The organism is Butyrivibrio sp. VCB2001, assembly GCF_000423965.1.
GTDB lineage: Bacteria > Bacillota > Clostridia > Lachnospirales > Lachnospiraceae > Butyrivibrio.
Genome location: NZ_AUIZ01000011.1, coordinates 96,813 through 123,111 on the forward strand (window position 1 = coordinate 96,813; position 26,299 = coordinate 123,111).

The following is a 26,299-nucleotide window of genomic DNA, read 5'->3' on the forward strand; positions in this document are numbered from 1 at the left end:
CTCTTTTCAAAACTGTCGAAAAAAATGAGCCCTTGACTCCGTCCCCAGGGCTCAAAAATGAGCCACTGACTCCGTCCCCAGGGGTCAAAAATGGTCCCTAACCCCCGTCCCTAGGGACCATTATTCAATTATATCCGATAACCATGGAGCTCACAAGAAATAGCCATCGTCATTTCTTGATGAAAACCTGCACTACATGGTTGGAATAGCCCATCAGATCAGACCTTTCAGCTGTTGCTATCAGGTACTGAAGCCACTCGTTATAGGAGGCTTCTGACATATTGTTTACTGAATCCCGGATGACATGTGAGAGTCCATCCTGCGCAAATCTTGGACCTTTTATGACAGGCACTTCTTTTAGCACCAGCTCTGTCAGTTCATCTATTGTTGGGATAGTATCGAGGTATATGGATGATCCGGTATTGTCTGTGACTCTGGCTGTGTCCCTTTCGTAGCCTATTGTCTTTATCTCTTCAGCCGGATTCTCATGCTGGAATATGTACTGTATGAGCGGAGCATCCTGAAGCACAAATGCCACAAATATCGGTGCACCTTTTTTAGCTACTCTTACAGCTTCTTTTATCGCTGCTATTCTCTCCGGTGTCTTATGAAGATGGTAGACAGGGCCCAGCTCAAGTACCAGGTCATAGGTGTTGTCGTTAAACTCTTTCAAATCAAGCGCATTACCCTGATGCACATTTATGTTCTTTGCATCTTTAAAGAGTTCATTCATTCTAGCAACGTTGTCCGGATGCAGGTCAATTGCATCGATTGAGTAGCCTTCCTTAGCCAGAGCATTTGTGTAAACTCCGCAGCCGGCGCCGATATCTATGATCCTGTCACCGGGTTTTAGAAATTTATGGAGGTAGTGCATAGTCAATCTGAATTCTGTTTCATTTACTTTTGTGCTGAACAAACGATACTCTTCTCCTGCGCCTGAGTACTGTCTCAGATATAACTCTTCAAGCTCTTTTCCCTCTAGTCCCATTTCATGATCCTCCTTTTTACGCTCATCCATTTGCCTGTACGACTTGTGCAACAAAAAAGCACATCAGCAAGATTACAATCTGCCATGTGCTTTTCATAAATCATCATATACGAAAAACCACACAGACAGATAAGACCTATCGGCTCACAGCTGTGTGGATAAATCCAGCTATAAGCGAATACGTCTGTACATAATCTCCATGTAGTTATACATATATCGCTGATTCATAAGTGCTCCTTATCGGTTTATTGTTTGTTATGATATCGCAGGCTTAGAGTGTTGTCAATGCAATAATAAATCTGCCAGTGTATCATCGGTTTCTACCGGTACCCAATGACCTTCCACGCATATATCAGGATTGATCTCCCTTATCGTATCGGCAAGTTTTCTGCTAAGAGCCGAATCCTTTGCACCGTTTGGAAACTGTGGGCATGTAGCATCCCCAAGGAAAAGAGTTTTATCCTCGCACACGTAGATCACTGCTGAATCATCCGTGTGCGGAGCTTCCGTCTGCATAACTTTAACAGTACAGCCTCCAAGGTCAAACGTGATTCCACCAGAAAACGTCATATCAGCCTTAACTACTATTACTTCCTTATTCCCTTCATACTCTTTTCTGATGCTTTCATTCATAGAAAGGAATTCACCGGGACCGTTTGTCTCTATCTTTTCTTTCCATGTAGCAAGATACTGATTTGTCTTTTCGTTAGCAAGACACAGTCCGTTTACTGCATGCATTCCAAAAGTATGATCCCAGTGCCAGTGGGTTATTACTGTCATACTCGGAAGTGGGAGGTTCTCTTTTTCCAAAAGATCATAAAACTGCCTTGTATGTGCAGCTGAGTGGCCTGCATCAATCGCAATGCTGTAATTATCGCCTTTGATATAACCAAGGTTGGGGCGATCTCTTTCCTCTTCAAAGGGCATATACCATATGTGCTGTGATAGCTTCTTCAATCCCATGGTGGTTTGTCTCCTTTAGTTACCACTCGTAGTTACGTAAATAATCATCTATTTTGTCTTTTTCTATGACAGTATATCTCGGATACTTAGAATTACCGTACGACCATGTAAGATGAATCATGTAGTAATTATCATCATAGAAAAACAGAGCATCATCATTGGCTTCACAAGTGGCTACTGCGACGAGCTTCTCCTTTATCGAAAACAGCTCATGCGCTTTTATTATTTCTACTCTTACTCGCTTTTCCAGGATTTCTTTTACCTTATCATCCACTTCTACCCAGGGGAATTCTTCATCCTTTAATTCTTCTAAGTACTTGATCACACCATCATTTCCCTTCTTCAATCTTTTTCAAAGTATCGTCAAGCACAGCCTTTCTCAGTTCCGTGAGCCATTCGGAAAAAGACACTGTATCAAATGCATAGGTCTTGTTAAGCTCATACTCATTTTCTGACCAGGTATCTATCGGAGATTCATTATGCTGGATGAGAGCTTCAAGCTTATCCAGAGACTTGTAGAGCTTGGCTTCCTTTGTTTCCTGCGCATCCATTTCCTTATAGAGGTCAGCTATATCCTTTGATAATTCTTCCGGTAGGGACTGTACCCATCTGTTTAAAAGAGAATCCTCAACTTCTCTGTCGTCATCTGTCTTGATGAAAGTAGGAATATCCCCGGTAAAGCATTCACCCAGATCATGGATAAGACACATATCTACAACTCTGTCTATGTCCAGTTCCGGAAACTCGTGCCTTAAAAGAAATGCCATCAGTGAAATTCGCCAGCTGTGCTCAGCCACGCTCTCGGTTCTGCGATTTGTGGTTGTACAATGACGCGGTGTGTCTTTTAACCTCTCCGCAACATGTAAAATATCCAGGTACTCTCTTGCATTCATACTTGTCCTCCTCTTTATGCCTCCCAATAATCAAAAAATCAGTATGTATTTGGAGTAGTCTACCATACTGCAATCCTGTCTTCAGGTGCCATGTACATACCGTCACCTTCTTTAATGTCATAGCAATCAACAAATTCATCAAACTGAGCCAAAGTAACGTTGGATCTCAAATAATGAAGCGGATGCTTATCAGAAAGTACAGCCGCCTCCATGTATTCAACTGTTCCGACTCTTGCCCACAAATGTGCATTTGCCCTAAAGAACTTATCGTAGTCAAAGCCATCTATTTTACCGGCCATAATTAGCATGCATTTTAAGCCTGCCATATCTGCTATAGCCTCTGTCTGTACAAGCTGTCCCTTGTACGCTGTGCCATCATCGAAGGCTACGACCTTATCGTAGTACGCCACAAGCTTGTCAGCTCTTTCTTTAAATGCTGCATAATCTTCGTCCGTCCACCAGTTATTAAGGTTACCCTCTGCATCAAACTGAGCTCCGTTAGTATCAAAAGCATGGGAGATTTCATGGCCTATAACACTGCCAAGTGCACCATATTTTTCTTCCAAGGACATATCACTTCTATAAGTAACATCACAGAAGAATCCCGGTATTATATTGATGGAATTGTCCATTGGATTATAGAACGCATTTGTATCAAGCATGTCAACCATCCAAATATCCCTGTCGATTGTGGTATTGAGGCGACTTAAGGAATCTTTTCGTAACGCTTCACCATAATCAAGTATCGCCTGCAAAAGTGTTCCACCCTCTTCTTTTGACTTAACTACATAGATAGAATCATCGTCCCACTTATCAGGATAGACAGCATTTATCTTCATCTTATGAAGCTTATTTTTGGCTTCTTTTCTGGTTTCTTCCGAAAGCCAGTCAACAGAGTCAAACATATTATCATAAGCGTCAATAGCATCCCGGCATAGCTTTGTGATCTCCTGTTTCATTTCTTCAGTTAAATACTTTTCCTTATAAATGCGTCCAAAGCTGCCCGGAAACTTTTCCCTGGCATCAGAATAAGCAAGTTCTGTATCCGGCATACTCTCAGTTGTACCTGAAGCCTCATTGCTTATTCTCTGATACTCGCGATATGCTTCTTCATCAATGACACTTATGTAAGCTACGATGCTATGGACAAGGATATATGCCTTAATGCCCTCCAGATTTTCCTCTGTATAAAGCTCATTTAAACCCTTAAGCCACTCCGGCTCGCTTAAATTGATAAGTTTGGATTTTGACCAGCCATAATTCTCCATATACTCTACTAGGGGATAATTGGGAGAAAGAGTCTCAATATCCTTCATGGTTACAGGATTAACAGAAGCCGTTACATAAGTCGGGTCACTTCTTTCCAAAACACTCTTTTCATATTCTGCCAGCTTGGCCTCAAAATCATACATATCCTGCAAAGCTTTGTCTATCTCATCTTTGGAAAAACCAACTCTGCCAAGCATATAGCCAGCTGTTTCTTTGTTTGCCTTTTGTTTACGTTTTCCATTTTCTGTGAGGATTTTGTATTCAGCAGAATCCTGCAGTGAAAGTTCTGTAGGAGATATCTGAACCTCGTAGAGAATGGAGTTCTCACTGTTCAGCGAAAGGTCTACCGTTGCCAGACTGACTCCCCATTTGAAGTTTTCTTCTGAAACCAGAACTTTTGACATTTCATCAAGAGATGTAACATTTCTTACCTTTTGCACAAATGGGATAATCGGGTCGATACCTGTTTCATTTCGTCCCTCCCAGTCAAGCCATAGTTCGTAGTAATTCTGTATTTTTTCTGCATCTTCGCCTGTAAGACTTGTATCTGTAAGCATATCCATGCATCTGTTTTTTACAATATCGGCGGCGTCAAGAAGTGGCATTTCGGTTGGATATCCCGGGCGCAACTTAGCATTCATCAACCAGTCATGATTCACATTAAGGTAAAAATCATCCTTAAGATCAGCATTAACATCCTCTGTGACCATACCGAGGATTGTTGAGTTGATCCATGGGGTCATGACCGATGAATCCATTGGAAGCCCTGAAGCATCACTTTGTGCGTCTCCACTTTCTACTGTTTCAGTATTTGCCTTTCCGCAGCCCGTGATAGTTGCACATATAAGTGTAATTGACATAATCACTGAAAGAAACTTCTTGTTTAGTTTTGTCATGGATGTTCTCCTTATCATAACCAGGCAGCGCCTTTGATAATCTTTCTTTATCTTCCTGTTGTATTTTATCTTTACCATTTATCTGACGAAAATTCAAGATAACTCCTTTTCCCAAGTCTTATTCAAGTATCTTCCCTGTTGAATTCTCTCTATTTACTTTTTCCAACAGGTCGTTCCGGCTAAAATCATCTGTTGGAATTGATAAAACTAGTATTCTCAACAGGAATCTCCAGTTAAATTCATCTGTTGGAATTGATAAAATAACTATTTCCAACAGGATTTTCAACTAAAAACACCGGTTGAAATCAGTAAAACACTTAAAAGCAACAGGTTTTCCAGCATTTTTCCACCATTAAACTCTTAATACAAGAAAAAAGCAGAATTCACCTCAAAATTACAACTGCCATAAATTGATTTTTGGAAATATCAGCAGTGAATAGACTGAAAATGCCACTGCCAATTATAAGAGAAATAGAATTATAGCAGTCCGCCAAGAACGGCGGACTGCAAATAAGTCATATAAATGTTATCTTTCCGGAACAACCGCGCTTACAGCACTCATCCTTCGCTGCCGCTTGTCTTCGTCAATAGAACGACTGTTTCTACATGGCTTGTCCAAGGGAACTGATCCACAGCAACGCCCCTAGTCATCTCATATCCTGCGTCCTGAAGGACCTCCAGGTCGCGGGCGAGGGATGTGGGCTTGCAGGAGACGTAGATCATGTAACGAACTCCGTAACTGATGATCTTCTGAAGCGCCTTGGGGTTAATGCCGTCACGAGGCGGATCAAGGATGATGAAATCAGGCTTGTCCTCAATCTCGTCAAGAACCTTAAGGACATCTCCGCAGATGAACTCGCAGTTGTCCAGGCCGTTTAGCTTGGCATTCTCTCTTGCTGCCTCGACAGCCTCTTCTACAATCTCAACACCTATTACCTTGTTGGCAACAGGAGCAAGGAGCTGTGCAATAGTACCGGTTCCTGAGTACAGATCGTAGATGATCTCATCCTGGCTGATCTTCTTCTGATCATATAAACTTCTGATGTATCCTCTTACCGTAGTATAAAGCACTTCAGCGCTCAAACTATTTGTCTGGAAGAATGAGAACGGAGTGATCCTGAACTTAAGTCCCAGCAGGTACTCGTAGAAGAAGTCCTGTCCGTAGAGGATCTCTGTGCCCTCATCAATTACCGCGTCAGCAAGAGAATCATTCTTAGTATGAAGGATTCCTGCAATTCTGCCGGTGAGATCAAGAGATAAAAGAGTCTCTGTAAAGCCTGACAGATCATGCTCTTCCTGAGAGGTTGTGATAAGGTCCACCAGGATATCCCCGGTCTTAACAGCCTTCCTTACAAGGAGGTGCCTAAGATAGCCCACCTGTTTCATTCTGTGGTAGAAAGAGATTTCCTTCCTCTCGTACATCGGAGCAAAATAGTCCAGAGTTGCTGAGAGAATGGCCTTATAGTCATCATCAACGATTCTGCAGCCTGAGACCGTTACGATATCATAAAAACTGCCCCTCTTGTGCATACCAAGACAAAGGGGGCCTCCTATGGAGTCGTCACCGAAGGTGAACTCCATCTTATTTCTGTACGCAAACTTAACCGGGCTGGTCTTGATACCCTCCCAGGTAAACTTGCCTTCCTGTCTGTCCATGGCATGCTTAAGCAGTGTCTTGACCTGCTGTTCCTTAAGGCCAAGTTCCTTGACATAGGGCATAGTAAGATAGCTGCATCCGCCACACTTTCCAAAGTGTATGCAGGGACTATCCTGAGCATCGGGAGATTCCTCAAGGACCTCCACTACTCTGCCCTCTGCCCTTTCTTTCCTAAGCTTGGTTATCTGGACAGATACTTTTTGATCGGGAAGGACACCCTTTACGATGACCTTCCCTTCACTGGTTTCAACTATTCCTTTGTTGGGGAATTCTACTTTCTTTACAATTCCCTCGATAATATCTTTTTTCTTCACAATAAAATTTAGCCTTCTCTGATGAAGTCCTCGTCCTCAAAGTCATCTTCGAAATCATCGAAGTCATCATCGTAATAATCGTCTTCAAACGCAGGAGTCATATAGCGATATACAAGGAATGAAATAACTGCTACTGCAGAAATTGCTCCGAGTACTGCCAGTGCCCAAAGGATCACGTTGGAAGGCTTCTTGGCATTTGCTGCCTCTCTCTTATCCAGGAGCTCGTTAATACGTGTCATTTCAATTAAGTCTTCGATTTTAGATTTTACTTCCATTTGTAACCCCTCCTAAAAAATTGTTTGATATAAATATTATAACATGTATCGGGCTTATATTTTCTTAAGTTTTGCAAAAGCGGCGTACATTACTTTCTGACCCGGTCCGTCAAACATTACCGTAACCTTGTAATCTCTCGGGCCTTGTTCAAGGCCTGTAACCGTGCCCTCTCCGTACTTCACGTGGGATACTCTGTCGCCCACGACATAGTCGGGAGTCTCTGCCTTCATCGGCATTCCCTTGGAAATGCCTGCAAGCTGGCCCTTGGCATGAGTTGCACCTGCGCCGGCTATATATGGCTTGTCCGGAACTGCCCTGGGCTTAGTTACCTTAGGCTTTGGCTTAGCCTTCAACTTATAAGTATTGGCCAGTTCTGACTTTCCATTGGCAAAAGAACTCTTGGACGCGCTCTTAGCCAGTCCCTTTGCAAAAGCAGGTTTAATTCCCGAATATCCGCCATCAAAGTAGTCATCGCCTGATGAATAGTCAAAGTCATCATCTATAGTCTCGCCGCCCTCGTACAGGAAGGAAGCTGCTGTCAAAGGCTTGTTGCGATCAAGCAGTTCATCCGGAATCTCCTGGGCAAACCTTGAAAGACGGTTGTACTGGGTCTCGCCCCTTACCATTCTGCGTCTTGCGGCTGTAAGAGTAAGATTCTTCTTAGCACGTGTTATGCCCACGTACGCAAGTCTTCTCTCCTCTTCAATGCCCTCAGGATCCGAGTCCTCAAACTGAAGCGCCATATAACTGGGGAAGACATTCTCCTCCATTCCGGCCAGATACACGTTCTCAAACTCCAGTCCCTTGGCACTGTGAAGTGTCATGAGAAGGACCTTCTCATTGTCCTCTCCGATTCTGTCTATATCGGCAACCAGCGCCACCTCTTCCAAAAATCCTGTTAGAGTTGGCTGTTCAACTTCCTCATTCTCCTCATAGGCAGCGATCTTGGATATAAGCTCGTCTACGTTGGCAGCTCTATCGTTGTCCCCACTGTCGTCATCATCATCGAGGGTCTTCAGATAATCCATATATCCCACAACGTCAATGACATCTTTAAGGAGCTCTTCCAGTGAGAAAGTCTTACTCTTGGTTCTGAAAGCTCTAATCATGGTCACGAAGTCCGTAAGCTTGGCGCTTCCGCGTGATATTGTCATGATCTGGTCTGCCTCGCACAGAGCCTCAAAGAAACTGATCTGCCTCTCATCAGCATAGGCCTGAACATTATCTATGGTTGTTGCACCGATTCCCCTCTTGGGAACATTGATTATCCTCTTGACTGCGATATCGTCAAGTCCGCTATCAATGGTCTTAAGATATGCCAGAAGGTCTTTTATCTCACGTCTTGAGTAGAAGTTTGTGCCGCCTACGATATCATAGGGAATACCCTCATAAACAAATCTCTCTTCCAAAAGTCTGGACTGTGCATTGGTCCTGTAAAGAACTGCTGTCTCGTCGTAGGAAAGCTTATGATTCCTCTTGAGCTTGCCAATCTCTGAGGCTATATACTCAGCCTCTTCCTGGGCGGTATCAAACTCACGCAGGTGTACCTTCTCTCCATCCTTGATATCAGTCCAAAGAGCCTTAGCCTTACGCCCTGAGTTATTGCTGATAACTGCATTGGCAGCATCAAGTATCTGCTGGGTTGATCTGTAGTTCTGCTCCAGCTTAATTACAGTAGCATCGGGATATACCTTCTCAAAGTCCAGGATATTCCTGATGTTGGCACCTCTGAATCTGTAGATACTCTGATCGTCATCACCTACAACACATAGATTTCTGTACTTGTCAGCAAGGAGCCTTATGAGCTCAAACTGTGCATTGTTGGTGTCCTGATACTCATCCACCATGATGTACTTAAATCTCTCCTGATAGGAATCAAGAATATCAGGATTCTTCTTAAAAAGCTCAACGGTCTTCATCAGAAGATCATCAAAATCAAAGGCATTATTCTTCCTCAGTGCCAGCTGGTACTCGGTATATGCCTTGGAAACTCTTGTCTTGATATAGTCATTGCCCGCTGAAAGAGCGTACTCTTCAGGGCTGACCAGATTGTCCTTGCACTTGGATATAATGCCCATTATATTTCTGAGCTTGAGCTGCTGAGTCTCCAGCTGGAATCTCTTGCAGACATCCTTCATAAGTGCCTTGGAATCATCCGTATCATAAATCGTGAAATTATTGCTGTAACCAATCTTGTCTGCATATCTTCTGAGTATTCTGGTACAGCTTGAGTGGAAAGTGGAAACCCAGATGCTCTCGGCACCAAAGCCCACGATCTTATCTACTCTTTCCCTCATCTCACCTGCTGCCTTGTTGGTGAAGGTGATGGCCATTATGTTCCAGGGGTTAACCCCGCATTCATCGATCAGGTAAGCTACTCTGTGGGTCAGTACCCTGGTCTTACCGCTACCTGCCCCGGCCAAAATAAGCACCGGTCCGTCAGTTTGCAGCACTGCTTTCTTTTGCTGCGAATTGAGTGTATCGTAAATTCCCATTACTTCTTATCCTTGGTTTTCTTTTCTTTTTTGTTGTCCGGCTTATCTTCATGTTCTGTCATGTTGTCCAGAATCTTCTCTATGAGCAGCTTTTTGACATAAACGTCGTAGCTAAGAAGAGTTATGAATGAAAAAAGACGCATCTTCTTCTGTTCTTCATCAGTAATGTCCGGATCATCAAAGGTCTGCATAGCCCTTTCATATCTCTTGGTGATATCCTCTTTAACAGGCTCTAAAGACTCCTCCTGAAGCTGATACAAAGTCTCATATATCCTTGAAAGATCGAGCTTATCCTCTGCCCCATAGAACCTGCGCTTTAAGGGTTCTATCAGCGTCTGGATATCGTTGATTGACAGAATACTCTTGAGATAGTAAATAACTATAAGCAAAATGAGATGATCCTTGGAATACTTCTTCTTGATAGGCGGAGGAAGCAGATCATTCTTGGCATAGTTATTGATCATGGTCTTGGTAAGGATCTTGTCCTCTCCGGGATGACGGGTTGTTTTTTTAAGTCTCTCATCCATAAAAGAAGTCAGCTGATCCATATAAAGATCGATATTCGGGATCTCATCCAAAGAGATTGTCTCTATTCTCCCAAGAGAAGCCATTATGCTATTCAAAAGATCATCATTGTCAATTGTCATCTCTAAACCTCTTTATCTATGGCTCTCTTTCGTATCAAGAGCCATCTTGCGCATCTCCTGCGCATTGGTGATAACCGCTTCCGTGATGGTATCGCCACCAAGAAGTCTTGCAAGCTCCTTAATGCCGGCTTCCTCATCAAGGCTGTGAATTCCGGTGACGGTTCTGCCATCTTCCAGCCCCTTCTCGATCATGAAATGAGTATCCGCCATAGCAGCGATCTGAGGAAGGTGTGTGATGCAGATTATCTGGTGCTCACGTGAAAGCTCGCCCAGCTTCTGAGAAACCTTCCAGGCAGTCTTACCACTGATTCCGGCATCTATCTCATCAAATATCAGAGTGCTGATGTCGTCCTTGTCAGCCACCACTGTCTTAAGAGCCAGCATGATACGCGAGAGTTCACCGCCGCTTGCTATCTGATCAAGAGGGCGAAGTTCTTCTCCGGGGTTAGTGGAGATCATAAATTCCACATCATCATAGCCCCTTGAAGTTATCTTCTCCTCGTCACTTCTGACATCAATTTCAAACCTTACATCCAGGAAGTTAAGGTCAATGAGCGCAGCCCTTAGTTTCTCAGAAAGGCCCTTGGCTCCCTTCTTCCTGACATCAGAGATTTTCTTACACAGTAAAAGAGCTTTCGATTTCTCTTCACCAAGCTGCCTTGTGAGCTTATCTCTGTGAGCTCCGAGGTCACTTAGTGCATCCAGCCTCTTACTCTTTTCCTCCATGTATTTAAGAACGGCTTCTATACTGCCGCCGTACTTGTCCTTAAGATGATTTATGGTATTTAGTCTGTCCTCTGTTGTCCTGAACTTCTCATCATCAAACTCCAGGTCAGAGATATAATCCGAAATGGAATGTCCAAAATCCGTGAGGAGATTCTCAATATCAGATAACTGCGAAAGAAGGTCCTCAAGCTCTTCATCATAATTAACAACAGATGAGAGTTCCCTTACAGCTCTTCCCACCATGTCAGAGGCGCTCTCTTCACCGTCTCCCGAGTTTACCATGGCAGCTGTCTGATAAACCGCCCCCGATATCTTCTGGGCATTTACCATCTTGCGATAGCTGCTCTCAAGCTCCTCATCTTCTCCGGCCACCAGAGCTGCATCCTCGATTTCGCCTATCTCATACTCCAGTAGCTCCTGCTCCCTGATCCTTGCACTCTCGTCAATATCGGTCTCAGAAAGCTCTTTTTCCAGCTCTCTCATATGAGAATACTTAGCTGCGAGCTCAGCAAAAAGACCTGCCAGTTCAGACTCGCAGTAATCATCCAGAATTTCAATATGTTTTTTCTTGTGGAGAAGCTCCTGATGGTCATTCTGACCGTGAATATTGATTAGAATACCAGAAATATCCTTCAGCTGTCTTGCTGAAACACTTTCTCCCCCGATCTTTGAAACACTTCTTCCCTGCATGATCTTTCGCTGCAGGATAAGCGTTCCGTCTTCCTCTACAGGAATATCCATCTCCTTAAGGCGCTGCATCTGGAGCTTATTATCAACTCCAAAAACCAGCTCTACCAGGGCATACTCCTCGCCGGTTCTAATGAGCGAAGCATCTGCCTTTCCTCCCAGAGCCAGGTTAACACTCCCGATGACGACAGACTTACCTGCGCCTGTCTCACCGGTGAGAATGTTAAGGCCCTTGGAAAACTCAATCTCCTGCTCCTTGATAAGAGCAAGATTCTTAACGTGTAAACTATATAACATCTTATCCTCTGTTTAAAAAGCCCTTATACTTATCCATTAGCTCTTTGGCTATCTCTTCGGACTTCATTGCCACAAAGATTGTATCATCACCAGCAATACAGCCGATGATTTCAGGCATATCAAGAGCATCTATAGCTGCTGCAACCGCCATGGCCATACCTGAAACCGTCCTGATAACAAGAAGATTTCCTGCAACGTCCATATTCACATAGCCGGCCTTAATTACGCTGACATACTTATCATGCATAACTTCAGGATCGGCAGTGGTATACACATACTTTTGTCTTCCGTCAGGTGTCACCTGCTTGGTGAGTTTCATCTGTCTGATGTCCCTGGAAACCGTAGCCTGAGTCACATCATAGCCGGCATCCTTAAGAAGTGATGCAAGCTGCTCCTGTGTCTCTACTTCGTAGTTGTTGATGAGCTCGATAATCTTGTCATGTCTGTTCTTCTTCATGACAAACTCCTTTCTTATTTCTCAAATTTTTTACTTATGACGTCAAGGAAACTTACTTTGTTAAGCCTTAGGATCTTAGTAGTTTTCTTGGACATCTTAATCTCAATCTTATCTCCTGTGTGCATAAGGAGAGTTCCGCTGCCATCAAAACTGCTGATGGCTGTCATTGGATTTCCGTCTCTTCCGGGAAGCAGTTCAACATCGATCTTTGTATTCGGGGAAAAGACAAGGCTCCTGGAATTGAGCGTATGCGGACAAATCGGGGTTACCAGGATCATATTTGCGGATGGCTCAATGATGGGACCACCTGCCGACATATTATATCCGGTGGATCCTGTAGGTGTAGATACCACAAGTCCGTCTGCATAGTAACTGCACAGGAACTGATCATTTACAAAGATATTGTAACCGATCGTCGCGATTCCCTGGTATCTTGTAACAATGATATCATTGAGGGAATAGTCCTTTTTGCCTTCAAGCGCGCCTCTCAGCATCATCCTGTCTTCAATCTCATACCACCCCTTAAGTATGCGATCAAGAGCGTCATCTATTCCGGCTTCCTCAACCTCAGCCAGATATCCCATTGTTCCCAAGTTAACGCCCACAAGCGGAATATCCTGATAGGCAACACTTCTTGCTGCCTGAAGCATGGTACCATCACCGCCGAGAACGATCACAAGGTCCGTATCCTCAGGTATGATGCTCAGGTGCTTTCTTGTGATAAAAAGAGGATCTTCCTCCTCGCTCTTTTCTGTTGCGATAACAACCTTTTTACCACGTTTTTCCAGATAGTTCTTTATGTGGTTTGTAACCTTTAAGTCCTTATCCTTGACCCTGTTAGTAACAATGCAAAACTTGTCCATAGCCAGCCCCCTACTTAAGCTCTGCTGCTGCCCTTAATACCGCATCCTCTATGAGCTTATTGTTCTCTTCTTCAAAAGAAATACCGCTCTTATCTGCCTGAATCTCTGCAAGTTTCTTTTCTCCGTCTGCCTCGGAAAGTCCCTCAACCTCTACATTTCTCGAAGCATCCTTGCGGATATGGATCAGATACTCTATATTGCCCTCAGGCCCTTTAATGGGCGAGAAGTCCAGATGAAGAACTTCAAAGCCCGCAATCCCCATAAAATCAAATATTCTGTGTACCACTTCGGAGTGAACCTCCGGGTCCCTTACAACGCCCTTTTTGCCGACCTTCTCTTTTCCGGCTTCAAACTGGGGTTTAATAAGGCACACCATCTCTGCTCCGTCTTTTAGAAGTCTTCTGGCAGGAAGCAGGATCTTTGTCAGTGAGATAAAAGACACATCGCAGGATGCAAAATCCAGGTCGTCCTCTATGTCGTCCCTGACCATGTATCTGAAGTTGGTCTTTTCCATGCAGACCACTCTCTCATCACTTCTAAGCTTCCAGTCCAGCTGACCGTGTCCCACGTCGACAGAATAAACCTTGGCAGCTCCGTTCTGTAGCATGCAGTCTGTAAAGCCGCCGGTGGATGCTCCAATATCCATGCACACCTTACCTTCAAGAGAGAACCCAAAATTCTTGACAGCCTTCTCAAGCTTAAGTCCCCCTCTGCTGACGTAAGGCAGCTGAGCACCCTTAACTTCAAGTGATGTTATCTTGGCTTCCTCAAAGGTGGTTCCGGGTTTATCCTCTCTCTGTCCGTTGACGAATACATCGCCGGCCATTATAAGAGCCTTTGCCTTTTCCCTCGATGGCGCAAGGCCTCTGTTTACCAGAAGAACGTCAAGACGCTCTTTATCTTTTGCCATAAATTCGTTACCTTTGTACTTCCTCTACTATTCTATCCGCCACGGACTGAGCATCCATTCTAAGTTCCTTAAGGAGCTTATCAACGCTTCCATGGGTTACGAACTGATCAGGTATTGCAATGGAAAGGACATTTGCATCAAGTCTCTTTTCATCGATATAGCTTCTGACCTTCTCACCGTATCCACCAGAGGCCACGTTCTCTTCCATTGTTACAAAGAGTCTGTGAGTAGCTGCTGCCCTGTGGATGTAATCCGTATCAATGGGCTTAACAAATCTCGCATTTACCAATGAGCACTTGTAGCCCTTGTCCTTAAGTATTGTCCTTACCTCTTCAGCGATTTTCACCATACTGCCTACCGCTAAAAGGCAGATGTCTTTTTCTTCATAGATAGGCTCACACTTGCCCATCTCTATAGGTGCCCTGAAGTCCTCAAGTCCGGCGTAGGCATTGCCTCTTGGGTATCTGACTGCAACCGGCGCGTTTAAGCTGACAGCGAACTTGAGCATATCTGAGAGCTCCCATTTATTCTTGGGCGCCAGCACATGCATATTGGGCATGGATGACATATAGGAGAGATCAAATATTCCCTGATGGGTCTCGCCGTCGCTTCCGACCAGTCCTGCCCTGTCTATTGCAAAGACAACAGGAAGATTCTGAAGACATACGTCCTCAAGTATCTGGTCATAAGCCCTCTGAAGGAATGATGAATAAACTGCAAATACCGGCTTGTAGCCTCCGAGGGCAAGTCCGGCAGCGTAAGTAACCGCGTGTTCTTCTGCAATTCCCGCATCAACAAATCTGTCGGGATATATGTTTCTGAACCTCTTAAGTCCCGTACCGTCAGCCATGGCTGCCGTAATAGCCACAACCTTGTCATCCCTGGCACCGAGTTTGCACATTACCGTTGAAAAGATATCCTGGTAGTTGGCAGTGGTTCTTGGATTTCTTGGAAGTCCGTTCTCCACGATAAAAGGCTCTGTTCCATGGAACCTTGCCGGGTGCTTCTCAGCAGGTTCATACCCCTTACCCTTCTTGGTTACCACATGGATCATAACAGCCTTCTTAACCTTACGTGCTTCCTTGATGGCACGCACAAGGCCTGCTGTGTCATGTCCGTTTACAGGTCCAAGGTATGTTATGCCAAGGTTCTCAAATACCATGCCAGGCACAAAGAGCTGTTTAAAAGAGTTCTTGGCTCTTCTGATTGAATCAACGACCTTGGTGCTGGTACGAAGCTGTGCATACACATCTTCTTTCAGGTTAAGATACCCTTGCGCTGTACGAACGTTATTGAGATACTTGCCCATTCCTCCGACACTCTCGGAGATGGACATCTCATTGTCATTTAATATAATTATATAGTTGGTCTCAAGCCTTGAAGCATTGTTAAGAGCTTCATACGCAAGTCCGCCGGTTAAGGATCCATCGCCGATCACTGAAACCACTGCGTAGTCCTCACCCTTAAGATCTCTTGCCTTGACCATGCCAAGACCTGCGGATATAGATGTGGAACTGTGTCCTGTGTCAAAGCAGTCTGCATCGGACTCGCATCTCTTCGGGAATCCGCTCATGCCACCGTATTGGCGCAGAGTATCAAAGCCCTCTTTCCTTCCGGTCAAAAGCTTATGAGTGTAGGACTGATGGCCTACGTCCCATATGATCTTATCATCAGGCAGATCCAGTGCGATATGAAGAGCCATGGTAAGCTCTACGGCACCAAGATTAGAGGCGAGATGTCCGCCTGTCTTTGAAATCTTGTCTATGAGAAACTGTCTTATTTCCTGGGCAAGTTCAGGGTAATCCTCACGGGCAATCCCCTTAATATCGCCGGTCTTATTTATCTGATCAAGAAGCATAATTAACTCCAATTGCTGCGTGTTATTTCTTTCTGTAAATAAGATACTCAAAGAGTCCTTCGAGGAATGTGTCCTTTTGTCCAAATTCCCTTAGTATCTCTGTAGCCTCATCAGAAAGCTCTTTTACCTTCTTCCTGGCTTCTTCCATGCCATAGAGGCTGACATAGGTAGTCTTTTCATTCTTAATATCAGAGCCTATGGGCTTACCGAGTTCTTTGGCATCACCTTCAATGTCGAGAATATCGTCCTGAATCTGGAAAGCTATTCCAACGTTGCTGCCCATCTTCTCAACTTTCTTAACCTGCTTGGCTGATGCTCCGCCGAGTATTGCGCCTATCATGAGGCTGCTCTCAATGAGAGCTCCGGTCTTGTTCTCGTCAATATAATGAAGCACAGCCTTGGCTGTCTCATCGTCATAATCGTGGTTATTCTCAGCACAGATATCTGCACACTGACCGCCTACCATGCCATAGATACCGGCTTTTCTACCAAGGACTTCAAGTGCTGCAAGATAGCGGTTTGAAGTATCACCGTCGTAGTAGACAAGCTCTTTTCCTGAAACTGCTCCCTTAATTGCCGTCTCAAATGCAAGGTTAAGAAGTCCGTCACCTGCAAGTGTTGCCATTCCGGGACCGTAGACTACATGTGTAGTCTTTCTGCCTCTTCTGTATTCGTCATTGTCCATAGCCGGGAGGTCATCATGCACCAGAGAATAGGTGTGGATCATCTCCATGGCCAGCATAAACGGTCTTAATGTGGTATCGTCTGCATCTTCTCCCGCAAAGAGCTTGAAGGCTTCAAGCATCATCACAGGGCGAAGTCTCTTTCCGCCTGCCAAAAGGCTGTAATTCATGGCCTCTATAACGGTCTTTGCATATCCTTCCTCTGCAGGAAGCGACTTCTCAAGTATATCTTCAAAATAGGCTGCTCTCTTTAAGAGTTCATCCTCAATGGAAACACTGCTCATTACTCAAAATCCTCCAAGCTGCCATCGTCGGCGATCTGTTTAACCTTCTGCTCTACGCTCTCTATGGATTCGTGGCAGAACTTAAGCAGCTCCATTCCTTCCTTGTACTGCGCAAAGGAATCCTCCAGAGAAATGTCCTCATTCTCCAGAGCCTTTATCTTCTCATCAATCGCAGCAAAAGCTTCCTCGATTGTCATGTTTTCTTCTTTTTTCTTAGCTGCCATAAGCGGCTCCTTTTCTCATTAATCCTCCCGGCCTGATAAAAATCCCACCTTACCGGTTCCTGTTACGCTTGTCTTTATAAGGCCGTCACTTACATAGACAGATAGTTCATCCCCTATCTCAACATCCGATGTGCTGCGCACATTTTTCCCCTTATCATCTGCAACATAGGAATAACCGGTCTTAAGTCTGTCGAGCGGTGAAAAACCTTTAAGCCTCTCTATATCTACTTCCAGTTCGTGCCTTGCAGCCTTAAGTCTCTTTTCCATAAGCATCTTAAGAGAATCCTGATACTGGTCCATCCTAAGGAGCTTATCCCTGATCTTGCCCATGGGGCTTAGGTGCTTAAGAGCCTGAGACAATCTCTTTTCCTCGATAGACAAAAGACCTATCTTTCTGTCCATGCGCGTCAAAAGAGTATTTCTGTAATCCTCAAGATCCTGAATAAATCTGTCGTATTCAAATACCGCGATCTCTGCAGCTGCAGAAGGCGTAGGCGCTCTTCTGTCAGAGACAAAGTCTGCGATTGTAGTATCTGTTTCATGTCCAACTGCTGAAATGATCGGAACGGGGCAGTCGAAAATTGCCTGAGCGACAATTTCTTCATTAAATGCCCATAAATCTTCTATAGAACCTCCGCCACGTCCGACGATGATGACATCAGCCTCTGAGCAGGACAAAGTTTGAATACCCTTCACTATGCTCTCGGCGGCCTTTTCGCCTTGTACTATGGCAGGATAAAGAATGATCTGGATATGCGGGTTACGTCTGGTGGCGACATTGATAATATCACGCACAGCAGCCCCTGTTGGTGCCGTCACAACACCGAGAGTTCGTATGTACTTTGGAATCGGCTGCTTGTATTCAGACGCAAACATACCGGATTCCTGTAGTCTCTTCTTTAGCTCTTCATATCTCTCATAAAGAACTCCAGCTCCGTCAAGTTCTATCTTCCTTGCATAAAGCTGGTATTTACCATCTCTTTCATATACACTTATCGAACCTGAGACCTTGACCTGCTGGCCTTCCTTCATATCAAAGGCAAGACCCTTAAGTCTGTCAGAGGAAAACATCACGCAGGCTAAAGCAGCACCATTATCCTTGATAGTGAAATATATGTGACCGGATGAATGGTACTTACAGTTACTGACCTCTCCCTTGACCGTAAGGCTCCTTAGGAGAAAGTCCTGTGTAAACATATTTTTTATGTATGTATTAACCTGTGTGACTGTATATTCACTGCGCAAATTTAGCTAACACTCCGTTTACGAAGGCAGGTGAGCCATCCTGACCGAATTTCTTGGCCAGCTCAACAGCTTCGTTAATTGCGACGCCGGTAGGCACCGAATCATCATACTTGATCTCATAAATAGCAAGTCTGATGATGGCAAGATCAACCTTGCCAATTCTGCTTGTATTCCATCCGGTTGTCTCTTTATTTATTGCCTCATCAATCTCCGGAAGCTTCTCAGCAATCTTCTCGTACTTATCTCTGATATAATCAGCGTCCTTAGTACTTATTTCCTTGTCAGAGGTCTGGGTAAAGAGCTCCTCCTGCTCTGACATATCTTCCATTGAGTTGAATTCAACACGAAAGAGCAGTTCAAAAACCTGCTCTCTTAGTTCTGTTCTATTCATCATTATCTGTCCTTCTTATGCCTTGGGCATTGTGATGCCGGCAATCCTGATGTTGACATCTGTTACTTCAAGTCCTGTCATGTTCTCAACAGAAGCCTTAACACGGGTCTGTGCCTGCTGACATGTTGCAGGAATATTGAAACCGTAAGACATCATAAGTGCAAGATCAACCTTAACGTCGCTTGATCCAACGATAACCTTGGCTCCTTTTGAAAGGTTCTTTCTGCTGACTTTCTCTAAATTCTCACTTGTATAATTACCGGCCATAGCTGAAACACCGTCAACCTCAAGGGCTGCAAGTGCTGCAATTCTGGCCACAACATCATCTGCGATCTTAACTGATCCTACTTCTGCAATCTCTTTTCCCATTTCAGTTCCTCTCATTTGCTTGTGATAAAACAAGTATGCATTCTTATGACTTTGAATACCTTTACCACTCATTATATCATAAATATTCAAAACATGGCGTCAGAGCCAAAATATAATAGTCCTGGTATCCTCAAAAGTAGTATATGAAACCTGGGAAGTATCTCCCTGAAGGTATTCAAACACCTTTCTGCCCGTGATAAGCTCCTCAAAGAGCGCATCATATATATCGTCCGACGCGCACTTTATGGTCACATTCCTGCTTCCGTCCTTGTATCTGCGGTCAAAGAGATCTCCGACCAGTACAAGCTCAGCCGATGTGAAGTACTCATCCTCTCTGACATAGTAATTGTCAGTCATGCTGTTGCATACAGGCATGCGGATAATATCTGATATAGTGTGATTTCTGAGAAGCTCGGCTGTAGTTACATTCAGATAGTCGTAGTTAACATCCGGAAGCTTGGTCGCATCTGCACTCTCACCGGAAACCGTCTGATAGGAAGCATCTCCCCACGTAACATCCAGGTAGTAATAAGTGTTGTTGCAAAGAACAAGGTTCCAGGCATGTCTTATATCTTTCCCGTTCTTGGTGTTAACCGTTCCGGTAACAAGTGTGCAGCTGACTCCCATCTTGTTAAGAAGGTACTGAGCAGCCTTGGCATAGCCGTTACATACACTCTTTCCGTTTATAAATACCGAGCAGATATTCTGATTGTCTGCTGCGCCAATATCATAATCGGTGTTGGCGATCAGATACTCGTAAATATACTTGATGATGTAGTAATCATCCTCTGAAGCCGGTGCATTGGCAAGACAGGCATGAACGGCTTCATTGATCTTGGTCTGCCTCTTGGCAACCTCTGTGGCATCATACAGATAATTACCGGTAAAAGAAATCTTGGTTATGGTATCACCAACCGAATAATTGGTGTACTGATAGCCATCCACATAGAAAATCTCCGGGTGATCGGCCATGACATAGTCAAAGACCATCTCGATCGCATCATCACTTGTGGTGGATACTATTATGTCTTTTGACAGAGAATTGAGAGTTGCGAGGATCTCAACGTAGAGGGTCTTGCCTGCATCCGTAAGATGCTCGTAGGCATAAAGACCTTCCTGCTGCTTCTTGAGTTTGGCAATTCCGTCATCCGTAAGGCCGATGGCTACTCTTGCAGCCTTCATGGTTTCGTCAATATCTGCCTCAGATGCATTCTTGTACTTCGCCTCAAGCGCAATATCTGCCGGTTCTCCTGTGCTAAACTCAAGTGCCGCAGCATCGTCTTCCGGCTCTGAGCTCTCCAGCGTTCCCATGTCAAAAGAAATCTCTTCTGCCGCCTGCTCAGCTTCCTGCGCCGGAACATCTTCCTCTGCCACATGAATATCTTCTACACTGGCAGCCTCAAAGATGTCATCGCTGTACTCCATCGGATCCTTGATTCCAAGAGCCTTAAGATAGTCATCAAAGCTCTCATATTCGCATCCCGTCAGAGATAATGCGCAGGTTGCAGTCACCAGCACAAGAGCAATGCCTCTTTTAATTGTCATGACAGCTTTTTTCAAAAGCGCCCCTCCAGAGTTAAATCTTAGTTTTTCTTGAACTCAGAAAGAATAAGTCCCTTATTTCTCTCCATTGTCATGCCGACACTCCACTCGTTGATAAACAGAAGAAGTGGTCTGTCGTGCATATCCTTGATCTTCTTCATGTCGGAAGTTCCAACAAGTGAAGACATATCAATATTATCGTTGTCTACCCATCTGATGTACTCGTAAGGAAGATTTTCAAGGATGATCTCAACATTATACTCACTCTCAAGTCTAAACTTTAATACATCAAACTGCAAGACACCAACAACACCAACGATGATCTCTTCAAGACCTGTGTTGTACTCCTGGAAGATCTGGATAGCACCTTCCTGAGCAATCTGTGTGATACCCTTTACGAACTGCTTACGCTTCATGGTATCAACCTGGCGAACTCTTGCAAAGTGCTCGGGAGCAAATGTAGGAATTCCCTCATATACTACGTTGTCTTTAGGCATGCATACTGTATCTCCGATAGAGAAGATACCGGGATCAAATACGCCCATGATATCGCCCGCATAAGCCTCTGAGAGGATCTTACGCTCATCAGCCATAAGCTGCTGGGGCTGTGAAAGGCGCATAACCTTGCCACTCTGTACGTGCTTAACTTCCTTGTCGGCATCATATCTGCCGGAGCATATTCTCATGAAAGCAACTCTGTCTCTGTGAGCCTTGTTCATGTTGGCCTGGATCTTGAAGACAAAGGCTGTGAAATCATTCTCCATAGGGTCAATCTTGGTGCCGTCTGCAGAAACCCTTCCTGTCGGTGGTGTAGCCATCTTAAGGAAATGATGTAAAAAGAGCTCTACGCCGAAATTCTGAAGAGCTGATCCAAAGAATACAGGTGTAAGTTCACCCGCTCTTACCTTCTCAAGATCATACTCAGCACCTGCTCCGTCAAGGAGCTCGATATCATCAGTTAGCTTGCTGAAAGCATCCTGACCTACCTCTTTGTCAATGGCATCTTTATCTGTCATTGCAATGATAGTCTCTTTTCCCTCCTTGGTACCCTTCTGGGTCTCAGAGAAGGTTACGATGTGATTCTCTCTTCTGTCATAGATTCCCTTGAAGTTCTTACCTGAACCGATTGGCCAGTTCATGGGACATGTGGCGATACCGAGGTTGTTCTCGATATCATCAAGAAGATCAAATGTGTCCATTGCATCTCTGTCCAGCTTGTTGATGAAGGTAAAGATTGGAATATGACTCATGGCGCAGACTTTAAAGAGCTTTCTGGTCTGGGCCTCAACACCCTTACTTGCATCTATTACCATGACTGCTGAATCCGCAGCCATCAGTGTTCTGTAGGTATCCTCCGAGAAATCCTGGTGTCCCGGGGTATCAAGGATATTGATGCAGCAGCCTTCGAAATTAAACTGAAGTACTGATGATGTTACAGAAATACCCCTCTGCTTCTCAATCTCCATCCAGTCAGAAACCGCATGTCTTGCTGTCGCCTTACCCTTTACGGATCCGGCCATATTGATGGCCCCACCATAAAGCAAAAACTTCTCTGTAAGTGTAGTTTTACCAGCATCCGGATGCGAAATTATAGCGAATGTACGTCGCTTATTTATCTCATTAATTGTATCTTTAGTATTACTCATTTCGATGTTCCTTTTTTAATAAAGGCCGGTATGTGTGAACACGCCGGCCCTGTAAATCATCTATTAAGCCACAAGAGGTGGGATTACTGAGCACAATCCTTGATTGAGAAACTGATTCTACCCATTTTATCCTTGCCAAGGCACACTACTTTAACAGTGTCGCCAAGTGTGAGAACGTCCTCAACGTGCTCGATTCTCTCTTTGGAGATCTTGCTGATGTGAACCATTCCTTCCTTGCCGGGAGCAAACTCTACGAATGCACCGAACTCCTTGATGCTTACAACCTTACCTGTGAATACCTGACCTTTCTCAAAGTCTGTAACGATGGTCTTAACCATTTCTACAGCCTTCTCGATCATAGCCTTATCTTCACCGCATACAGAAACCTTACCGTCATCTGTGATGTCGATCTTAACGCCTGTTCTAGCAATGATCTCGTTGATTGTCTTTCCTCTCTGTCCAACAACATCACCGATCTTCTCAGGATCGATCTGGAGAGAAACGATCTTAGGAGCATACTCAGATACTTCAGGACGAGGAGCAGCAATAGCCTTGCTCATGCACTCATCCATGATGAAGAATCTAGCCTCACGGCACTGTGCGATAGCTGTCTCAACGATAGGCTTTGTAAGACCGTGGATCTTGATATCCATCTGGATAGCTGTGATACCGTCTTTTGTTCCTGTTACCTTGAAGTCCATGTCTCCGAAGAAGTCCTCAAGACCCTGGATATCAGTAAGAACTACGAAATCGTCATCTGTATCGCCTGTTACAAGACCGCAGGAAATACCAGCAACCATCTTCTTAATAGGAACACCGGCAGCCATAAGTGACATGCAGGAAGCACATGTTGAAGCCATTGATGTTGATCCGTTTGACTCAAATGTCTCTGATACTGCACGGATTGCATAAGGGAACTCCTCAACGCTTGGAAGAACAGGAAGAAGTGCTCTCTCTGCAAGTGCACCGTGACCGATCTCTCTACGTCCGGGTCCTCTTGAAACCTTTGTCTCACCTACTGAATAAGCAGGGAAGTTGTACTGATGTACATATCTCTTGTCTGCAGCAAATGCATCAAGACCTTCAACCTTCTGAGCCTCTGAAAGAGGTGCAAGAGTTACAACGTCACAGATCTGTGTCTGTCCACGAGTGAACATAGCACTTCCGTGTACTCTTGGGATGAGGTCAACTTCTGCTGCAAGAGGTCTGATCTGCTTGATCTCACGTCCGTCAGGTCTCTTGTGATCCTTAAGGATCATCTTACGAACGGTCTTCTTCTCATACTGGTAAATAGCCTCACCGAGGATTGCAAGCCACTCTTCGTTGTCTGCAAACTTCTCTGTAAGTCTATCTGTGATCTCTGCAATGTTGCCTTCTCTTGTCTGCTTGTCATCTGTGAAGACTGCCTTCTCCATCTCCTCCGGAGGAACAACTTCCTTGATTGCAGCAAAGAGCTCTTCAGGAACAGCACAGCTTGTGTACTCATGCTTAGGCTTACCAACCTCAGCTACGATGCCCTTGAAGAATTCGATGATCTGAAGGTTCACATCGTGAGCCTTGTAGATAGCTTCCTTCATCTTCTCCTCAGGGATCTCGTTAGCACCGGCCTCGATCATGATAACCTTCTGTCCTACAGATGCTACTGTAAGCTTGAGGTCACCGGTGTTCCACTGCTCCTGAGTAGGGTTAACGATAAGCTCGCCGTCGATCATACCCATCTGTGTCATAGCGCAAGGGCCGTCAAATGGGATATCTGAAATAGAAACTGAAACAGATGCACCCAGCATAGCAACCAGCTCAGGTCTGCACTGGGGATCTACTGACATAACCATAGTCTCGATTGTAACGTCGTTACGATAGTCCTTAGGGAAAAGAGGTCTCATAGGACGATCGATTACACGGCTTGTAAGGATAGCGTTCTCAGATGGCTTACCCTCTCTCTTGTTGTATCCACCGGGGAATTTACCAACTGCGTAGAACTTCTCACCATACTCTACTGAAAGTGGGAAGAAATCAATTCCGTCTCTTGGCTTAGCTGATGCTGTAGCTGTGCAGAGAACTGTTGTATCTCCATACTGCATGAAAGCACATCCGTTTGCCTGTTTTCCTACCTTGCCAATCTCAACCTTAAGTGTACGACCAGCCAGTTCCATTGAATAAGTTTTTACCATTTTTTCTCCTTCTGCTCATCCGCCTTCCCTCATCCAGTGCCGAAACCCCGGCACTACTTCGGGTGCGTGTGCATTAAAACATGTTTACTCTTCTATAGAAAAGCGCATAAAAAGCGCAAATTCTCATAAACGTAGAAAAGCGGAATAAGCCGACGTTAATCAGCCTTATCCCGCCTTTGCTTTCAAAAATTACTTTCTGAGACCAAGATCAGCGATGAGCTTACGATAAGCTTCGATGTCCTTCTTCTTGAGGTATCCAAGAAGGCTACGTCTCTGACCAACCATCTTAAGAAGACCTCTTCTTGAGTGGTGATCCTTAGGGTTCTTCTGAAGGTGCTCGTTGAGCTCCTGAATTCTCTCTGTAAGGATAGCTACCTGAACCTCAGGTGATCCTGTGTCGCCGGCCTTTCTGGCAAACTTGTTGATAACTTCAGTTTTCTTCTCTTTTGTGATCATTTTCTTTTCTCCTTTTAAATCTTTAATCCTGAAATGCGCCTGTTACCAAGGCCCGGTTGGAGTGTCCATGACCGTTAGTAAAGGTCGTTTCTGTTACTGTTGCAGGAAATGAAGCTGCAACCAATTTATACTATCACACAAAGTCATTTGTGTAAAGTATTATCTTTCCCGAGCAGTTTATTCTCTTGCGTTTTCCAGATCGCTCTGTATCTGAGCCTTAAGCATATCAAGACTGTCAAACTTCATCTCTGGTCTTACGAATCTGATGAGCTCAACTTCAATAAACTCACCATAAGCATCACCGTCAAAATCGTAGATATAGGTCTCAACTCCAACCTTTTCCTGTTCGGAAATAGTTGGCTTTCTGCCTATGTTGGTCATTCCGTCGTACACCTTTCCTCCAAGGTGAACTCTGCTGGAATATACTCCGTAAGGAGGAAGCAGCTTATCTTCGGGCGGGATGATGTTGACTGTGGGAATCCCTATTGTATGACCGATATGTCTTCCATGCTCTACAATTCCGCAGACACTGTAGTAACTGCCAAGGAGTCTTTCTGCCATGGCCATGTTGCCGTCGGCTACTTCATTCCTGATCCTCGTGGAGCTGACCTCTGCACCGTCAAGTCTTACCTTGTCGATAAGTTCAAGCTCGTAAAGAAGTTCTCCTGCAAGGCTCTTTAAAAGGTACTGATCTCCTCTTCCTCCGGCTCCGAAGGTCACATCGGTTCCGGCTGCAATGTAATCTGCAGAGAGCTGACCGACAAGGATCCTTCTTACAAAGTCTTCCGGATCTGTGGCTGCTGTAGTTTCCGTAAGAGGAAACTCAATAAGCACATCGATCCCCAGCTTTTTAAACTCTCTTCTCTTTTCCTGTTTGGTATAGAGCTGGCGCACCTTGTGCCCGGTAAAGAATTCTTCCGGCGATGGATCAAAGGTAAAGACTACGCTCTTTAAGCCGTCTTTTTTCTGCTCCAAAATGTATTTGAGGAGCTTTTTGTGACCCACGTGTATTCCGTCGAATTTACCGATAGCTACGGCGCTTTTCTCATCTATATGAAACTTGGTTGTTCCTGTAATTATTTCCATCTTTTG

Annotated in this window: 24 protein-coding genes; all 24 read right to left on the minus strand. The window is 44.6% G+C overall.

The features are described from left to right. Positions 1–169: 169 nt before the first annotated feature. The 24 genes from G589_RS0110880 to G589_RS0110995 all read right to left on the minus strand — a co-directional run bounded on the left by G589_RS0110880 (position 170) and on the right by G589_RS0110995 (position 26,293). Positions 170–988 (minus strand): class I SAM-dependent methyltransferase, encoded by an 819-nt coding sequence (locus G589_RS0110880; protein WP_026522164.1) that lies wholly within the window; start codon positions 986–988, stop codon positions 170–172. A 282-nt stretch (positions 989–1,270) separates the two neighbouring features. Continuing rightward, on the minus strand, positions 1,271–1,951 hold the full coding sequence (locus G589_RS0110885; RefSeq protein ID WP_026522165.1) for an MBL fold metallo-hydrolase: 681 nt from the start codon (positions 1,949–1,951) through the stop codon (positions 1,271–1,273). A gap of 19 nt (positions 1,952–1,970) precedes the next feature. Next, entirely contained in the window at positions 1,971–2,276 is a 306-nt protein-coding gene (locus tag G589_RS0110890; RefSeq protein ID WP_155832528.1) for a hypothetical protein, read from the minus strand. 4 nt (positions 2,277–2,280) lie between these two features. Next, entirely contained in the window at positions 2,281–2,844 is a 564-nt protein-coding gene (locus G589_RS0110895) for an HD domain-containing protein (protein ID WP_026522167.1), read from the minus strand. Between the two features lie 59 nt (positions 2,845–2,903). Then, positions 2,904–5,009 (minus strand): M13 family metallopeptidase, encoded by a 2,106-nt coding sequence (locus G589_RS0110900; RefSeq protein WP_196811879.1) that lies wholly within the window; start codon positions 5,007–5,009, stop codon positions 2,904–2,906. Between the two features lie 558 nt (positions 5,010–5,567). Next, positions 5,568–6,980 carry a 23S rRNA (uracil(1939)-C(5))-methyltransferase RlmD gene (gene rlmD / locus G589_RS0110905; protein WP_026522169.1) on the minus strand — a complete coding sequence of 471 codons (1,413 nt, stop codon included), beginning with the start codon at positions 6,978–6,980 and terminating at the stop codon, positions 5,568–5,570. Between the two features lie 8 nt (positions 6,981–6,988). Then, the gene (locus G589_RS19665; protein ID WP_022768382.1) at positions 6,989–7,255 is read right to left on the minus strand and encodes a hypothetical protein; all 267 of its coding nucleotides are present in this window, start codon (positions 7,253–7,255) and stop codon (positions 6,989–6,991) included. Positions 7,256–7,309: 54 nt separating this feature from the next. Then, on the minus strand, positions 7,310–9,751 hold the full coding sequence (locus G589_RS0110915; RefSeq protein WP_026522170.1) for an ATP-dependent helicase: 2,442 nt from the start codon (positions 9,749–9,751) through the stop codon (positions 7,310–7,312). Beyond that, positions 9,751–10,398: a DUF1836 domain-containing protein gene (locus G589_RS0110920; protein ID WP_026522171.1), complete on the minus strand. Its 648-nt coding sequence runs from the start codon at positions 10,396–10,398 to the stop codon at positions 9,751–9,753. Before G589_RS0110920 ends, G589_RS0110915 begins: the two co-directional genes overlap by 1 nt. Positions 10,399–10,410: 12 nt before the next feature. Next, positions 10,411–12,108: a DNA repair protein RecN gene (recN, locus tag G589_RS0110925; protein ID WP_026522172.1), complete on the minus strand. Its 1,698-nt coding sequence runs from the start codon at positions 12,106–12,108 to the stop codon at positions 10,411–10,413. 1 nt (position 12,109) lies between these two features. Further along, on the minus strand, positions 12,110–12,565 hold the full coding sequence (gene argR / locus G589_RS0110930; RefSeq protein ID WP_022768378.1) for an arginine repressor: 456 nt from the start codon (positions 12,563–12,565) through the stop codon (positions 12,110–12,112). 14 nt (positions 12,566–12,579) lie between these two features. Beyond that, complete coding sequence (locus tag G589_RS0110935; RefSeq protein ID WP_026522173.1) at positions 12,580–13,428, minus strand: NAD(+)/NADH kinase; 849 nt, start codon at positions 13,426–13,428, stop codon at positions 12,580–12,582. A gap of 10 nt (positions 13,429–13,438) precedes the next feature. Then, positions 13,439–14,338 carry a TlyA family RNA methyltransferase gene (locus tag G589_RS0110940; protein ID WP_026522174.1) on the minus strand — a complete coding sequence of 300 codons (900 nt, stop codon included), beginning with the start codon at positions 14,336–14,338 and terminating at the stop codon, positions 13,439–13,441. A gap of 7 nt (positions 14,339–14,345) precedes the next feature. Then, complete coding sequence (dxs, locus tag G589_RS0110945) at positions 14,346–16,196, minus strand: 1-deoxy-D-xylulose-5-phosphate synthase (protein ID WP_026522175.1); 1,851 nt, start codon at positions 16,194–16,196, stop codon at positions 14,346–14,348. Positions 16,197–16,218: 22 nt separating this feature from the next. Continuing rightward, entirely contained in the window at positions 16,219–17,163 is a 945-nt protein-coding gene (locus tag G589_RS0110950; RefSeq protein WP_035775897.1) for a polyprenyl synthetase family protein, read from the minus strand. Beyond that, positions 17,163–17,387, minus strand: a complete 225-nt coding sequence (gene xseB, locus G589_RS0110955) for an exodeoxyribonuclease VII small subunit (RefSeq protein ID WP_022768373.1) — start codon at positions 17,385–17,387, stop codon at positions 17,163–17,165. The genes G589_RS0110950 and xseB overlap by 1 nt, the downstream gene beginning before the upstream one ends. A gap of 18 nt (positions 17,388–17,405) precedes the next feature. Next, the gene (xseA, locus tag G589_RS0110960) at positions 17,406–18,632 is read right to left on the minus strand and encodes an exodeoxyribonuclease VII large subunit (protein ID WP_026522177.1); all 1,227 of its coding nucleotides are present in this window, start codon (positions 18,630–18,632) and stop codon (positions 17,406–17,408) included. After that, positions 18,622–19,023 (minus strand): transcription antitermination factor NusB, encoded by a 402-nt coding sequence (nusB, locus tag G589_RS0110965; RefSeq protein ID WP_026522178.1) that lies wholly within the window; start codon positions 19,021–19,023, stop codon positions 18,622–18,624. Before nusB ends, xseA begins: the two co-directional genes overlap by 11 nt. Positions 19,024–19,038: 15 nt before the next feature. Next, positions 19,039–19,392, minus strand: a complete 354-nt coding sequence (locus tag G589_RS0110970; RefSeq protein WP_022768370.1) for an Asp23/Gls24 family envelope stress response protein — start codon at positions 19,390–19,392, stop codon at positions 19,039–19,041. A 99-nt stretch (positions 19,393–19,491) separates the two neighbouring features. Continuing rightward, on the minus strand, positions 19,492–20,952 hold the full coding sequence (locus tag G589_RS21195; RefSeq protein WP_051192327.1) for a transglutaminase domain-containing protein: 1,461 nt from the start codon (positions 20,950–20,952) through the stop codon (positions 19,492–19,494). 23 nt (positions 20,953–20,975) lie between these two features. Beyond that, positions 20,976–22,580 carry a peptide chain release factor 3 gene (locus G589_RS0110980; protein WP_026522179.1) on the minus strand — a complete coding sequence of 535 codons (1,605 nt, stop codon included), beginning with the start codon at positions 22,578–22,580 and terminating at the stop codon, positions 20,976–20,978. Positions 22,581–22,663: 83 nt separating this feature from the next. Then, entirely contained in the window at positions 22,664–24,751 is a 2,088-nt protein-coding gene (locus G589_RS0110985; protein ID WP_026519577.1) for a polyribonucleotide nucleotidyltransferase, read from the minus strand. A 189-nt stretch (positions 24,752–24,940) separates the two neighbouring features. Further along, positions 24,941–25,207, minus strand: coding sequence for a 30S ribosomal protein S15 (gene rpsO, locus G589_RS0110990; RefSeq protein WP_022764670.1), 267 nt, complete (start codon positions 25,205–25,207; stop codon positions 24,941–24,943). Positions 25,208–25,384: 177 nt separating this feature from the next. After that, the gene (locus tag G589_RS0110995) at positions 25,385–26,293 is read right to left on the minus strand and encodes a bifunctional riboflavin kinase/FAD synthetase (protein ID WP_026522180.1); all 909 of its coding nucleotides are present in this window, start codon (positions 26,291–26,293) and stop codon (positions 25,385–25,387) included. Positions 26,294–26,299: the final 6 nt, after the last annotated feature.

What these genes read in the sequence shown, in the direction of transcription:
- G589_RS0110880 (WP_026522164.1), bottom strand. Translation starts at nt 988, where the DNA reads ATGGGACTAGAGGGAAAAGAGCTTGAAGAGTTATATCTGAGACAGTAC.
- G589_RS0110885 (WP_026522165.1), bottom strand. Translation starts at nt 1,951, where the DNA reads ATGGGATTGAAGAAGCTATCACAGCACATATGGTATATGCCCTTTGAA.
- G589_RS0110895 (WP_026522167.1), bottom strand. Translation starts at nt 2,844, where the DNA reads ATGAATGCAAGAGAGTACCTGGATATTTTACATGTTGCGGAGAGGTTA.
- G589_RS0110900 (WP_196811879.1), bottom strand. Translation starts at nt 5,009, where the DNA reads ATGACAAAACTAAACAAGAAGTTTCTTTCAGTGATTATGTCAATTACA.
- G589_RS19665 (WP_022768382.1), bottom strand. Translation starts at nt 7,255, where the DNA reads ATGGAAGTAAAATCTAAAATCGAAGACTTAATTGAAATGACACGTATT.
- G589_RS0110915 (WP_026522170.1), bottom strand. Translation starts at nt 9,751, where the DNA reads ATGGGAATTTACGATACACTCAATTCGCAGCAAAAGAAAGCAGTGCTG.
- G589_RS0110920 (WP_026522171.1), bottom strand. Translation starts at nt 10,398, where the DNA reads ATGACAATTGACAATGATGATCTTTTGAATAGCATAATGGCTTCTCTT.
- recN (WP_026522172.1), bottom strand. Translation starts at nt 12,108, where the DNA reads ATGTTATATAGTTTACACGTTAAGAATCTTGCTCTTATCAAGGAGCAG.
- argR (WP_022768378.1), bottom strand. Translation starts at nt 12,565, where the DNA reads ATGAAGAAGAACAGACATGACAAGATTATCGAGCTCATCAACAACTAC.
- G589_RS0110935 (WP_026522173.1), bottom strand. Translation starts at nt 13,428, where the DNA reads ATGGACAAGTTTTGCATTGTTACTAACAGGGTCAAGGATAAGGACTTA.
- G589_RS0110940 (WP_026522174.1), bottom strand. Translation starts at nt 14,338, where the DNA reads ATGGCAAAAGATAAAGAGCGTCTTGACGTTCTTCTGGTAAACAGAGGC.
- dxs (WP_026522175.1), bottom strand. Translation starts at nt 16,196, where the DNA reads ATGCTTCTTGATCAGATAAATAAGACCGGCGATATTAAGGGGATTGCC.
- G589_RS0110950 (WP_035775897.1), bottom strand. Translation starts at nt 17,163, where the DNA reads ATGAGCAGTGTTTCCATTGAGGATGAACTCTTAAAGAGAGCAGCCTAT.
- xseB (WP_022768373.1), bottom strand. Translation starts at nt 17,387, where the DNA reads ATGGCAGCTAAGAAAAAAGAAGAAAACATGACAATCGAGGAAGCTTTT.
- nusB (WP_026522178.1), bottom strand. Translation starts at nt 19,023, where the DNA reads ATGAATAGAACAGAACTAAGAGAGCAGGTTTTTGAACTGCTCTTTCGT.
- G589_RS0110970 (WP_022768370.1), bottom strand. Translation starts at nt 19,392, where the DNA reads ATGGGAAAAGAGATTGCAGAAGTAGGATCAGTTAAGATCGCAGATGAT.
- G589_RS0110980 (WP_026522179.1), bottom strand. Translation starts at nt 22,580, where the DNA reads ATGAGTAATACTAAAGATACAATTAATGAGATAAATAAGCGACGTACA.
- G589_RS0110985 (WP_026519577.1), bottom strand. Translation starts at nt 24,751, where the DNA reads ATGGTAAAAACTTATTCAATGGAACTGGCTGGTCGTACACTTAAGGTT.
- rpsO (WP_022764670.1), bottom strand. Translation starts at nt 25,207, where the DNA reads ATGATCACAAAAGAGAAGAAAACTGAAGTTATCAACAAGTTTGCCAGA.
- G589_RS0110995 (WP_026522180.1), bottom strand. Translation starts at nt 26,293, where the DNA reads ATGGAAATAATTACAGGAACAACCAAGTTTCATATAGATGAGAAAAGC.